A 13,121-nucleotide genomic window follows, 5' to 3' on the forward strand; every position below is an offset into this window, starting at 1 on the left:
GCCGCCACTTCTCTAGGATTGGCTTGGACCCGTCACGCGGAGGATTGCCCATAGCGCTCCACGAGGAGACCTCAGATTTCGTCGCCAGAGCGGTCGCCGCACTGGACGACAAGAAGGGCATCGACGTCCTCGTCCTCGACGTGTCAACGCTGATCGTGGTCACGGATGCCTTTGTCATCGTCAGTGGCACTTCCCGACCCCACATCCAATCGCTTGCCGAGGGCGTAGAAGAGGCACTTCGAGCGGTCGACCGCCGCCCCCTCCGTCGCGAGGGCGCGGACGAGACTCGCTGGGTCCTCCTCGACTACGGCGACTTCGTGGTCCATCTCTTCGATCAGGACACCAGGGAGTACTACGCCCTGGCACGGCTGTGGTCGGATGCCCCGCGGGTGGAGTTTCCCCTCGGAGTGGTAGCGGAATAGGCCCGTCGCCTTTCCTCGGGGCGGTCGGCACCGGGCAATCGGGGGATACAATCGCTGACTCGGGGCTGTAGCTCAGTTGGCAGAGCGCTTGCATGGCATGCAAGAGGTCAGGGGTTCAAATCCCCTCAGCTCCACTTACAAGAACCCTTGCGCTGCAAGGGTTCTCGGTCTTGTGAGTGCGCCGCCGAGCGCCGGGCTGTCCGTCTACTGTCCGTCTGAGGTGGCGGACGCTCTCTGAACAGCTCGGGTGGGACGGTTTCCATCCGCTTCGACAATGTGAGGAGGGAAGGGGACGTGAGGCAGCTTGGAACCGCATGTCGCGTCTTGGCGATCTCGCTCGTCCTCGGAGGCTGCGGGCAGCCGATCGACGGCCTGGATACGGGCACGACGGCTACCGACGTGCCGTCGTCCGAGGCGACCATCGAAACCCTAGCAAGCGTGTTCGCGAGCTGTTCGGAGCCGCCCGATCCTGCCGCCGACGCGTACAGCTTCATCGCCGCGACCCAGGGTTGGCTTAGGGTTGATGCGGTGCTTAAATGCCAATCGGAGACCCGAAGGTGATGCCCCGACGCCCACTGCGATATTCAGGCTTGCCGAAGCCAAAGGCACGGGAGAGGCTCTCGAGGGTGCCGAGCAGGGAGTTGTCGACGCCGTCGTGCACAGCTCGTATTGGAAAGGCATTGATTGGGCCCTCTCCGAAGGCGCTGACGTGAGGGCCGTGACGGGAGGAAGGCGTCATGCCGCTGCACGTGGAGGAGGTCATGTGATGTCGATACCCTGGCGTTCGCTCTCATCCAGCCGGATGCCCCTCGCCGCAGCCGCTCTGACCCTGCTCTCGCTCGCGCTAGTGAGTACGCACGATGCGCAGGCTTCTGATACTGCCGCTATTGACTACTACATCGAGAGTCAACCTCGGGTTGAGGTAGGCGCCGAGCCGCTGTGCGGCGTGTCCGACGACTCCCACCTGCTAGCCGGTGCTACGGAGACCGAGGCTGGCCACTTCTCGCACGAGGATTGGATAGCTAACGAACGGGCTCAGGAAGACGTGAATCGGGTTCACGGCATATTGGCGAATCTCCCGCGAAGCAAGAGCCTGGACGGCAACACCACACCCGAAGAAGAAACCCTTGCATCGCGGCTGTCACAGGGGGTGGTTGGGGTTACCCACGACAACGTGACGCAGCAGTTCATCATTGTGGTCGATGCGACCGTGATTGACATGGAGGGCCTGAAGACCGACTTGGCGGTCCTCGAAAGTGAGCTCGATATCGACATTCAGATCCGACCGGGCTGCCACAGTATCGACGACCTTGCCCGCGCCGAAACCGTGCTGCGCGGCCGTGCGTGGCACGCCGACGCCAGCAAAGCTACGTACGGGTTTTATGTGGATCCCGCGACAGCTACGTTCAACGTCACCCTCTCCCCTGAGAACCGGGCACTAGGCGATGCGCTCGGCGAAACGCTTGGAGAGTTGGTTACTATCGAGTACGGCGAGCCGTCGCGTCGCGGACGCCTCAACGACGGCGAACCTCACTACGGTGGTGCCGGAATCGGGACGTTGAACAACAACTTCTGCACATCAGGCTTCACCATCGTGAAGAGCGGCGCTCGGGGCTCGGTGACTGCAGGGCACTGCTACAGCAACGGCACGAGCGTTTACTCGGGTCCGCAGTACTACGGATACAGCACCGGCAAGGCGAGCTTCCCTACGTACGACATGATCCGAATCGCCTCGAGCGTGGAAACGTATGCCAACAAGATCCACGTCGATCCCTGTTGCCCGTCCGTTCGTACAGTTGTGAGCGACGCTGATACGCAAGTTGACAACTACGTATGCGTCAGCGGCATGGTTACCCGTGCCGTGTGCGGACTCAGGGTTGTCTCGATGAGCGGCGAGCTGTGCGACGCACTCGGATGCACACCGAACCTGGGAATTGCTGAGGACCCAGCAGGACGCACGGTAGGTCAGGGCGGCGACTCCGGGGCGCCCATCTACACCAGATGGTCCAACAACCGAGCGCAGATTCACGGCATGGAGATCGGTGGAACCGCACCAACAAACGTCTACTTCCACAAAATCTCCCGGATGGAGAGCATCTTGGGGATGAGCGTGGCACACTCCTAGTGGTCCGTCGTACGTCGCGGAATCGGGGACCGAGGTTAGGAGGCTCGGCGGCGGCGGACCATGGCGATGATCTCTTCGGCGGTCTTGTGCCAGACCAACGGTCTGGGTTGTCGTTTCAGCGTTCGCCCCACAGTTCGATGGCGCCGATCGGCCTGTGCACGGAGCGGAACGAGTCGCGGCGGGGACGTCGAGTGGTGCGCTCACCGGAACCACCACGCCCGAACTGGTCGCGCAGCGGGTACTTCATTGATGCACTAAGATCACCTCGCGCCGCCACAGGAGTGTTTGTGCGCGTCTTGGTCGCCATGGTGCTGGCTACGATCCTGCTGACAGCCTGTGGTACCAACGAGACTGAACCTGACCGTGTGACGGCCATCGACGGAGCCGTCGACAACAGTGACGAGAGCACAGGAACCGTAGCCGAACGGACCAAGCCCGACCCGCCTCCGCCCTCACACCAGTGTACCGAGGCTGCGCTTGAGGACCTTCTTCGCCGAGTCACCGATAGAGGATGGACCTCCCGTCCCAACGAGGTGGCATTCGGAGCTTTTGTCGAGTTGTCCTTGTGCCGAGTTGTCGTGCAAAGCGACTCCTTCACGCCAGATGAGACGCAAGCCCTCGCTGATCTCGACCCCGATGGCCGTGTTCTCGTTGAGCATACAGACGGCCCGGTCGGCAGGCGGGTGGGCGGGTAGACCAGTCACCTCACCGTCCGACTCAGCCACATCAAGCACCCGGAACCCCTCTAAACCCACGAGCGCCTTGAACCTCGGCCGAGCCGATACCGTTGACTGCCATCAGGGGCCTCCCTCCTCCGTCCCCTAGCCGGGGGGCAACCTCGCTCAGCGTCCTGCCGAAGTCTTCGGGTCCTGCCGATCGCCACCGAGGTGACTCGCTCAGCACCTTGGACGGCGACGGCGGGACGCTCAAGCTCTAGGTTGAGTCCCTCCCTGTAGCTGAGGAGGATGCTGTGGCTGCGAGCGATGGCCGAAGAGGCGCTGAGCTTCACGCCGCCAATAGGTCTGGTCCGGATTTGGTCCGCGAGAGATCAGAAAACACCCCCAGAGGACGCAAGTGGTTCATAGCGAAAACCCCAGTGATCATGGGGGAATGTCGCAAGACCACCCAGTTCTCAGGATCGCCGCAGCTGATTTGTAATGTTCGTTCAGCCTCCGGTGCCCTTGTGACGACAAATCCGCTTGCGCCGAGAGGAGAGGCGGGAGCGGGTCGGCTCTCGGTACCATGTCGATTGAAGCGTCGAGAGCTGTGGCTTTCGAGGAACGTCACTACGAGCGTGTGGAAGACGCTGGGCCGTAGCTCTCGGGCATGGATCACGGCGATGCCGGGGTGGGTTCCCGGCGAGTAGCGCCCGACGTCTGCGAGGCCTCGATCGAGGGTCACGAGCATCCGGTCGTCGGAAGCGGCTAAGAGGGCCAGTCGGGCGTCGGGGACACCGACCAGGCTCTCCTCAGGCACCGTGCTCACATCGTGTCCGCGCTCCCGGAGCAGCTCGACAGCCCGGGTCGGGATGTTCTCGTCGGCTTTGAGCTTCACCAAAGGGGGAGCGGGAGCACGTCCTCACTGGCGAGTGCTGCAAGGTGGCCGCCGCCCGGATGCCCTCGACCGTCAACGTCGGATACTCGTCGAGGATCTCTGCCTCGGTTATCCCCCTCAGCCAGGCACCCGAGCACGAGGCTCACAGGGATTCGCGTACCCCGGATGGGCGCTTGGCCGTGCAGTACCTCCGGGTCGACGGCGATGAGCTCCAGCTCCTGATCGGTCACTTGGAGGAGCGCAAAGGCTTGCCCGCTCGATTCGGCTCCTCGGGACGGTCCCGCAAGGGCGGAGGTGTCCGCGAGGTGTCCGCGAGACAACCGAAAACGAGGGAATCTGACCACAAGCTCCGAACACTGAAATCCCTTACAGCACAAGGGATTTCTCGAAATCCTCCAGGTCGGCGAAACCCCCTGATTGTGCATGGCATGCAAGAGGTCAGGGGTTCAAATCCCCTCAGCTCCACTTCGTCTGACCTTTCACAGCGTTCGCTGCCTTCCCGGCATCGAACGCTGTCTCGGTTCGTCGCCGTGTCGGGTGCTAGGTCAGCACCCGCTCCAATCCAGCCAGTCGGGGCTCGTATCGGGCCTTACCGTTCCACCTCGCCCACGAAGTTGCTGTACATGCCCATGCCGCAGTTGACCATGTACAGGACGGTGCCTTGTGGGTCCATCGCCATGGCGTAGGTGTAAAGGTGGGCTCGCCACGCCACCAGGCCCTTCGTGGCTAGCTCCCAGCTCTGACCACCATCGGGCGAGTGCCAGATACTCTCACTGTGCTCGGTGAAATAGACGTGCTCCGGCCGGGTGGGATCGATGATTAGATTCTCGATCCAGACGTCGCGGCGGAGGCGCCGCCAGCTTTCACCGCCGTCGTCGCTGCGGTACAGGCCGTCGGTCTCGTCCCAGTCGCCCCTCCCGTAGAACGACAAGGTGCCGGCGTAGACGACGTTCGGATCGGTCGGATGGGCAGCGACCACATACACGTACGGGTTGTCCAGAGGCGCGCTCGCCGCCCAGCTCAGACCGCCGTCGACTGATCGGTACACGCCGTGGCCCATCACTGCGAGGTAGATGACGCGCGGATCGGCCGCGCTCAGCGAGATTGACGGGATCGGCGCGTCGGGAAGGCCGTCTACGTGTAGCCACGACGCTCCGCCATCCGTCGAGCGGTACAGACCGGTGCCGTGGTAGACGTAGTAAAATCTGCTGCTGCCGGTCCCCGCATACATGCGATCCGGGTCATCCGGGTCAATGGCAAGGCTGATGATCTGCCGGTCGTCCATTCCGACGCTCGAGAGTTCCCAGCTCTGGCCAGCATCGGTCGACCGGTACACACCGGTGAGGTTCGAAACGAAGACCGTGTCGGGCCTGTCCGGTCGGATGGCGATGTCCGTGATCTCATCCGGCGAGCCACCGACGCCGAGGCGCGTCAGCACGCTCCACGTATCCCCACCATCAGTCGTGCTGGATACATAGCCGTGACCGTGCCCTACGTACACGATCTCGGGGTCGCCGGGGTGAACCGCCACCGCCGTGGAGAGATCACCCACGAAATGCATGTGGGGCTGTGCCCAGGACCTACCCCCGTCGGTCGAGATGAGGATGCCCTCACCTCGCAGGCCGGCGTAGATCCGGTCCGGGTCCTCAGGGTCGATGGCCAGAGCATCCACCGAGCCAGGAAGGTCGCTGATTTCCTCCCAGTGGGCGCCGCCGTCGCGGGTACGCTGGATGCTGCCAAAGCTCGACGCGTACAGAACCAGCCGGTCGGCGGGTGACATGACCACGCCCTCCACCCCGTCTAGGATGGGTCCCCAGTTGCGCCCTCCGTCCGTGGTCTTGAAGAGCGGCCCGCCCCAGTAATGCTCGCGGGCGTACACGACCAGAGGGTCGACAGGGTCGACGATCAGCACCTTGATCAGCACGTCACCCAGGCCCCCGCTGGCCTCGGCCCAGGTCGCGCCGGCATCGTCACTGCGCCAGACACCCCCGGCACCGCCGGCGTACACGACGTGCGGCTGACTGGCAGCGATGCGCACCGCGAAGACCGAGCGATTGCCCAGGCTGAGCTGCTCCCAGGTGGCACCGTCATCGATGGTCAGGTAGACACCGTCCTCGGCGTTGGAGTGTTGCGGCGCCTCTGATGACCCGATGGCGACGTACGCGGTGTGCGAGTCCTGCGGGTGGACGGCGAAGGCGTTCACATGCCCGGACCCACCCGGCCGCATCGCCGACCAGTGCTCACCGCCGTCGCTGCTGCGCGAGCCACCTCCATCCTCGAGGTGGCCGAGATAGAGCACCCGACCATCAGAGGGAGCGATCTCGACCCAGGAGACCTTGTTCTTGATGAGCCCACCGGCGTGACCGAGCTGCTCCCAGTTGACGCCCCGATCCCGCGAGACGTAGAGGCCGGAGTGGCCGGTCCCCGCGTAGACGTTGGACGGGTCGGTCGGATCCACCACGATCGTCGTGACCATCGCGCCCTCCGGCCCGTTGGTCCTGGTCCAGGTCTGCTCCGGGTGGAGCAGCGCCGTGACCTCGACGTCGTCGAACAAGGCTTGTCCGCCTTCCGGTAGGTCCAGGCCGATCGAGCCCTCCAGGCGGGCGTCGGGGGCAGGGTCGCTGTGCTCTATCAGGGTCTGCCCGTCGACGGTCACGGTGAGCCGCGGCCCCTTTCCCGTCACCTCCAAGACGCGCCAGTCCGCCGACCGGGCTAGCGGCGCGCTGGCCAGCACCTCGGCAGAGCGTCCGTCGGGCGAAGCCTCGAGGCGCCGGAGCTGTAGCTGGTCGCCGGTGAGCGCCACCTCATAGGCGCGTACCTCGTGACCGTCAGCGTAACCAAACCAGTGGGCGCGATAGTGAATGCGAGCCTCACCGGCCAGGAGCAGCACACGGAGTCGCAGCGTGGAGTCTCGCCAGTAGTCGCCGAAGCGATAGCGGGCCCGCCCTGGTCCCCCGGCGGACAGGGAGTCGTTCTCCACCACGAAAGTGGAGGGCAGCACCCAATCGTCGGCCCAACCATCCTCGAAGTCCTCGAGGTAGTAATCCGGGTCGAGCGCCGCGGACCATGGACCCGACTCCGTCGGCTCGGGTTCGGCGGAACCCCGGGGCGGCGAACTGCTCGACGTCGGTGGCAGCGGATCCGACCCCGGCGTGTCCGGCGGCGGTGCCTCGACACAGGCAGCAGCGACCAAGCCGACCGTGACCAATACCCTCAGGGCGCACCGCATCAGCCGACCCGTCGCCTCAGGTGGGCGAGGCGGACCGTGAATCCCGGTCATGACACGACCCTACACCCCTGCCCTCGAGCCAGCAGTAGAGGGGTGGTTCGAGCCTCTTTGAGCTGGCCGGTCGCAACGCCTCGGCCGCCCGTCACATGCAGGTGTTGCAGCTTGCGCGCGGTGCAATGATGGGCGGCGCGCCCGCCCCGTCACCGCCGAGCGGGTTCGCCGGAACGCTCTGGAGCGGGATCGCCGCGCCGTTGGAGCGGCCGCCCCTGGTGATTGCGCCGCCCGCCATCCCGGAGCAAACAGGGCCGCCGGACTGCGTGGTCACCTCGACGGCGCACTCCGGTGCCGGGTCGCTGCGCCAGTGCCTCGTCGGCGCGGGATCCGGGGATGCCGTGGGCTTCGACCCGGCCCTGTTCTCGCGTAACCAACCCGGGATGATCCGCCTCCAGGGCGCGCTGCCGCTCGACAGCGGCGTCACCGTCGACGGCGCAGGCGGCGTCGTCCTCGACGGTGGCGGGACCGCTGGCACGAGCTTCACGTTCGTCACAGACGGCGGAACGACGGGGGTGACCATCCGTGGGCTACAGATCCGAGGATTCCAGATGGGCCTCTTCGTCAGCGGGGGCGGCGGCCACACGATCGAGGGCAACGTGATCGGCGGCAACGTCTTCGATCTCACGCTGGCCGTGACAAGCGGTAACCGTGTCGCTGGGAACTACGTCGGCCTCGATGCGACGGGGACGAAGCTCGCCTACGACCCCGGCTCGCCGCAGCCCCTGTCGAACACGAGCTCTGGTCGGTCGTCCGATCTCTCGAGCTGTACCACCCGAAGGATGGATGTGTTCCGGCCGCAGATGGGCGACGCGACACGCGGCGACAGCGTTCTGTAGGTTGGGTCTCACCGGAGGTGGATGTGAGACCGACCACGCCAACCGGGCGGTTATGGGGAGTCGCTGTCGCTCTCGGACTCATCGCCGCCTGCGGCGGGCCCGGTTCCGCCGAGGACACCACGACCACCTCCTCCTCTGCCACTACCAGCACGACCTCGACCACCACCACGACGACGACTACGACGCTGCCGCCGACGACGACGACCACGCTCCCGCCGGTGATCCCGGTGGTGGGGTGGGACATCGAAGGTGTCCGGACGGTCTCGGTGGAGATCGAGTTCAACTATCCGGAGCATTCCGCGGAGCTCCACAGCGTTGTGGACCGGGCGCTGCGACAGATCGGACTGACCCCCGGCCGAGATGCTGACGCCGAACTCAGCTTCGACCTCGAGGGGACGGGGATATCGGCTCAGTACACCAACGTGGGCCGTTGCTACACCGGGGCCCGGCTGCGCGGCACCGCCCACCTGACCGCCGGAGGGTTGCCCGACCTGCGAGCGTCGATCGATGGCAACATGCCCACCCCCGGCCTCATCTATGAGCACGAGTGCGGGAGCGATGCCGTGGACGCGCCGTTCGACGACGCCTTCGACGTGGCTTTGATCGGCGCCATGACGGCGTTGTTCGGCCCGGCCTCGGTGCCCCACCTTTCCGAGGTGGTGAGTCGGTTCTATGATGGCGACCCCAGCCGGACGGCGATAGAGGCCTATCGGCGCCTGGACTACGACGCTATCCCGATCTTCCGCCAGTACGAGTTCCTCGACGCGGTGCTGGGGTCCCTCGTCGGCGCGGTCCAGTATCCGACCTCGGACGCCTACATCCGTGTCGCCCGGAGTGTCCTCCTCGACTATTCCCCCACGGACTTCGGGTTCTCCGATGCACAGGACCTCGAGGCGTGGGGTAGCTGGCTGGTGGGCTGGGCGGCGGAGCAAGCCACCTCGACCGATGCCACGAACGTACGCGGCCTGCGGGTCGGTGACTGCCTGAACGACAGGCCGTTTTCGAAAACTTCGGTGGTCAAGGTTTCGTGCGCCGATCCACACGACCGCGAGGTCTACTTCGCCTTCGACCTGGCCGACGGGCCCTACCCCGGAGAGTTCGCTCTGGAGGAAGCCGCCTGGGGCCGTTGTTTGGATGTCTTTGACCTGCTGTTCGGCTCAGGTTCGGAACTGTGGGTGGGTCTATTGACGCCGACGGAGGCGACCTGGGCTCTGGGCGACCGCACGGTTCACTGCGCAGTTGGCGGTGACGAGCGGACTGTTGGCTCCGTCCTCAGTGGTGACGATTGACCGTCGAGGCACGCGGGCCCTCCCGCCGGGCGCTGGTGTCGCGCCCGGCGTGACGACCGAGCGTGCCGCACTCCCTCGGTCCGTAATATGAGGGAGTGATGGGAGCTCGGGGGCCAGACGAATCCGGCTATGTGCTGCGAGATGGTGTCCGCATTTACTGGGAGACCTACGGGCGTGGTCCGGCAACGATCCTCATGCTCCCGACGTGGTCGGTCCTCGACTCGGCGCACGGCCGTTTTCAGTTGATCGATCTGTCGCGCCACTATCGGGTGGTCACCTTCGACCCACGCGGTAACGGCCGTTCCGATCGGCCCACCGGCGGCTCCGCGTATGCGGGCGGGGAGTTCGTCGCCGACGCGGTGGCGGTGCTGGACGCTACGGGGACCGACCGGGCGGTGATCGTCGCCTGTTCGCTCGCCACCAACTGGCTGCTGCGCCTCGCCGCCGACCATCCGGACCGGGTGCTGGGGGCTGTAGCCAGCGGCACCGGCCTGCCCTTGGCGCCGGGTCACGATCCCCCTGAGTTGGGCCCCTTTCTGGAGCCGTACCAGTCCACCCAGGGCTGGGCGAAGTTCAACGCCGACTACTGGCGAACGGACTACGAAGACTTCCTCCGATTCTTTTTCTCGCAGGTGTGGACCGAAGCGCACTCGGAGGGGATCATCGATGCGTGCGTGGCCAACGGTCTGCAGACGACGCCGGAGACGCTGATCGATACCATCGGCGCCAACCCGATGACCGACGCGGAGGCGATCGACCTCATCCGTCGCACGCGTTGCCCGTGGTTGGTGGTCCATGGTGACGGGGACGCGCTGCAGCCGCACGCGCGCGGTCAGCGCCTGGCGGCGGAGGCCAACGCCAGCCTGGTGACGCTGGCCGGCGCTGGCCACTGCTCTGCGAACCGGGACCCGGTCCGCTTCAACCTGCTGATCCGCGAGTTCACCGACGAGATCCTGCCATGGCGCTCCCGGCGGCGGATCTGGACACGAGCTCCCCACCGGCAGCGCAGGGTGCTGTTCGTGCCGGGCGGGCCCGACGCGGCTGGTCGCGACCTGCTGATCGCGCACGCTCTGCGCTCCCGTCGACCTGATGTCCGCATCGACTGGCTGGCCGCCGAGCCGGCACGGACGGTGCTGACCGACCACGGCGAAGCAGTCCTTCCGGCCAGCGCCAACCTGCCTGACCCGGCGGACCGTGGCACGGACGCGTTCCGTGCGTGGCGCGAGAACGACGAGGATCACTTCCTGAGCTTCATGATCCTCAACGATCTGGCCGACGAGGAGCCGCTCGACCTCGTGGTTGCGGACGGCGCCTGGGGGATCGACCATCATCTCCACGAGAACCCCGAGCTCAAGCGCTTCGCCTATGGGTGGCTGACGGACAGCGTCGGCTGGGTGCCCGAACCAGAGGCCGACGGGCGGCGGCGCTACCTGATGACCGATGCCAACGTCGAGATGCTCGAGCAGGTGGAGCGCTACCCGCGTATCCGCGACCGCGCCTTGTTCATTGGCACGCCCGAAGATATACCGCCTGTGACGTTCGGCGCCGATCTGCCGGAAATCCGGACATGGGCGGCAGAACGCTTCACGTTTACCGGACCGGTCGCTGACGGCGGGGCCGAGCGCGCCGCCGTCCGCCTGGCAGAGCTTCTGTAGCCCTACGCGGTTCCCGGGTACCCCTGATCTGGCTACGACGGGATCTGTTCGTGGCGCGCTCGGCGGGGGCGGCGCTGGATCAGCGTCTTGCCGGTGAGCACGGCGAAGAAGAACACGATCGGCATCAGGGCCATCGTCGCCGAGGCCGCGGTGTCCAGGTGGTAGGAGATGATGAGACCGGACACCACCGAAACCAGGCCGATGATGGCCGCCGTCGCCATCATCGCCGGAACGCGCCTCACCAATAGCGCTGCCGTCGCCGGGGGCCCCACGATCAAGCCGAGGACGAGGAGGGTGCCGACCGCCCGAAACGAGGTGACGATCACCAGGGTGATCAGTCCGAGCAGGACGAAGTGGGCGAGTCCGGGGCGCAGTCCGAAGAGGCGCGCCTTGGCCTCGTTGAACGAGAGGACGAGGAAGGGCCGATAGAACGCGATCGATGCGGCGAGGACGACACCGACGGTGATCGCCAGGAGCCGGATGTCACCATCGGACACCCCGAGGGCGTCGCCGAACAGGATCGCCGTCAGGCTTCCCCGATACGACGCCGACCTCGAGATGATGATCACCCCCAACGCCAGCATCCCGACGAACAGCAGGCCGATGCTGGTGTCCTCCGAGAACGTCGTCTGGCGGTGCACCAGATTGATACCGGCGATCATGACCACGGCGGCACCGATGGCCCCGAGCGTGGGGTCGAACCCCAAGAGGACGGCGAGGGCGATCCCCGGGATCACGCCGTGTACCAGGGCGTCGCCGAGAAACGTCATGCCCCGGATCACCACCCAGGTGCCCACCAGGGCAGAGCCTACGGCCGCGAGGATGCCGCCAAGCAGCGCCTTCTGCTGCAGGGCGAGGCGGAACGGGTCGGTCAGCCAGTCCATTCGGCCGTCAGGGTACGCGCCGCCGTAGAAGTTCCGCTCACGAAAGGGCCTCCACGATCGTCGTCGCCGCGAACCGGAGGAGTCCGAGCAGCGTCCCGGTCTCGCTCCCGGGTTCACCAAGGGAATCTGTGGTGAGCGAGATCACGCGAACCTCGTGGGGTACTTCGGCGGCGATGGCTTCGGCGAGGTCGGTCGTGTCTCCGGCCTCGGTGAAGATGGCAGGAACCCCGGTGCTGGTGATCAGGGCCACCAGCCCGGCGATGTCTGCCGAACTGGGAGCGCCGTGGGTGTCCCCTCCCGGGATCACCGTTCCCAGCACGAGAAAGCCGTAGCGATCGGAGAAGTATCCGAGCGAGTGGTGGTTGGTCACCAGAAGCCGACGATCTGCCGGCACCGCAGCGACTATGTCCCGAATCTCCTGGTCGAGGGTCAGGAACTCGGCGGCCGCGTCGGAGGCACGGGCCTCCCAGCCACCCGACGGGACGAAACCCTCGAGAGGCAGGGCGATGATCATGAGCGCATCGGCGACGCGCACCGGGTCCATCCACATGTGAGGGTCCAGCTCGTCGTGATCGGGGTCGTGGCTGTCGTCCTCTTCCTCTTGATCGGGCTCATGGCCCTCCACTTCATCGCTCGGCTCGAAGGGGAGTGGGTCCAGCGCCGGGGCCAGCCACACGATGGGGACGCCCTGGCCCTCTACCGACTCGAGCGCGGCCTCGAGGCCCTCTTCCAGTCCGAGACCGAATGCCACCACCAGATCGGCCTCTTGCAGGATCTCGAGCTGCCGGGCGGACGGGCTGAAGTCGTGTGGGTCGGCGCCCGGAGGCATGATCGACACGACCTCGCCGGCATCGCCCACCACCATGCGCGCCAGGTCGGCGGCGATGGTGGTCGTGGCCACCACGCTCACCCGGCCGGCGGGGGCATCCGTCGGCGTGGTGGTGGAGCCGCCACAGGCGCTGGCGATCAGCGCTAGTGACACGGCGACTCGCGCGATTGACCTCATCTCATCTCCCCGTCTAGAATGAGAACCAGTATCAAGACCAGGTAGGAAGGTAACGCGGGGCGCGTGA

The 13,121-nt window shown here is 65.8% G+C and carries 11 protein-coding genes and 1 tRNA gene; 7 read left to right on the forward strand and 5 right to left on the reverse strand.

Annotated features, from left to right (window positions below; genetic code table 11):
* Window positions 1-44: 44 nt before the first annotated feature.
* From rsfS to WEA29_07785, 4 genes are all read left to right on the forward strand, one after another.
* A complete protein-coding gene (rsfS, locus tag WEA29_07770) occupies window positions 45-422 on the forward strand; it encodes a ribosome silencing factor (GenBank protein MEX2323649.1) in 378 nt (125 codons plus the stop codon).
* A 61-nt stretch (window positions 423-483) separates the two neighbouring features.
* A tRNA-Ala gene (locus WEA29_07775) sits at window positions 484-556 on the forward strand.
* 190 nt (window positions 557-746) lie between these two features.
* Window positions 747-983, forward strand: a complete 237-nt coding sequence (locus WEA29_07780) for a hypothetical protein (protein ID MEX2323650.1) — start codon at window positions 747-749, stop codon at window positions 981-983.
* A gap of 205 nt (window positions 984-1,188) precedes the next feature.
* A complete protein-coding gene (locus tag WEA29_07785) occupies window positions 1,189-2,547 on the forward strand; it encodes a hypothetical protein (protein MEX2323651.1) in 1,359 nt (452 codons plus the stop codon).
* A gap of 115 nt (window positions 2,548-2,662) precedes the next feature.
* Here the strand turns inward: WEA29_07785 and WEA29_07790 are convergent, their stop codons facing one another.
* The 3 genes from WEA29_07790 to WEA29_07800 all read right to left on the reverse strand — a co-directional run bounded on the left by WEA29_07790 (window position 2,663) and on the right by WEA29_07800 (window position 7,381).
* Window positions 2,663-2,794, reverse strand: coding sequence for a hypothetical protein (locus tag WEA29_07790; protein ID MEX2323652.1), 132 nt, complete (start codon window positions 2,792-2,794; stop codon window positions 2,663-2,665).
* A gap of 758 nt (window positions 2,795-3,552) precedes the next feature.
* A complete protein-coding gene (locus tag WEA29_07795) occupies window positions 3,553-4,101 on the reverse strand; it encodes a DUF5615 family PIN-like protein (protein ID MEX2323653.1) in 549 nt (182 codons plus the stop codon).
* Between the two features lie 589 nt (window positions 4,102-4,690).
* Window positions 4,691-7,381, reverse strand: coding sequence for a family 16 glycoside hydrolase (locus WEA29_07800; GenBank protein ID MEX2323654.1), 2,691 nt, complete (start codon window positions 7,379-7,381; stop codon window positions 4,691-4,693).
* 128 nt (window positions 7,382-7,509) lie between these two features.
* On the opposite strand from WEA29_07800, the gene WEA29_07805 reads away from it, so the two are divergent.
* The 3 genes from WEA29_07805 to WEA29_07815 all read left to right on the forward strand — a co-directional run bounded on the left by WEA29_07805 (window position 7,510) and on the right by WEA29_07815 (window position 11,164).
* Window positions 7,510-8,220, forward strand: coding sequence for a hypothetical protein (locus WEA29_07805; GenBank protein MEX2323655.1), 711 nt, complete (start codon window positions 7,510-7,512; stop codon window positions 8,218-8,220).
* Window positions 8,221-8,243: 23 nt separating this feature from the next.
* Window positions 8,244-9,509 carry a septum formation family protein gene (locus tag WEA29_07810; protein MEX2323656.1) on the forward strand — a complete coding sequence of 422 codons (1,266 nt, stop codon included), beginning with the start codon at window positions 8,244-8,246 and terminating at the stop codon, window positions 9,507-9,509.
* A 194-nt stretch (window positions 9,510-9,703) separates the two neighbouring features.
* Window positions 9,704-11,164: an alpha/beta hydrolase gene (locus WEA29_07815; GenBank protein ID MEX2323657.1), complete on the forward strand. Its 1,461-nt coding sequence runs from the start codon at window positions 9,704-9,706 to the stop codon at window positions 11,162-11,164.
* A 32-nt stretch (window positions 11,165-11,196) separates the two neighbouring features.
* On the opposite strand, the gene aztB is transcribed toward WEA29_07815, so the two are convergent.
* Entirely contained in the window at window positions 11,197-12,048 is an 852-nt protein-coding gene (gene aztB, locus WEA29_07820) for a zinc ABC transporter permease AztB (GenBank protein MEX2323658.1), read from the reverse strand.
* Between the two features lie 37 nt (window positions 12,049-12,085).
* Entirely contained in the window at window positions 12,086-13,054 is a 969-nt protein-coding gene (locus WEA29_07825) for a metal ABC transporter substrate-binding protein (GenBank protein ID MEX2323659.1), read from the reverse strand.
* Window positions 13,055-13,121 lie beyond the last annotated feature (67 nt).

The organism is Acidimicrobiia bacterium (genome assembly GCA_040902765.1).
Classification (GTDB): domain Bacteria; phylum Actinomycetota; class Acidimicrobiia; order Spongiisociales; family UBA11373; genus DATKBG01.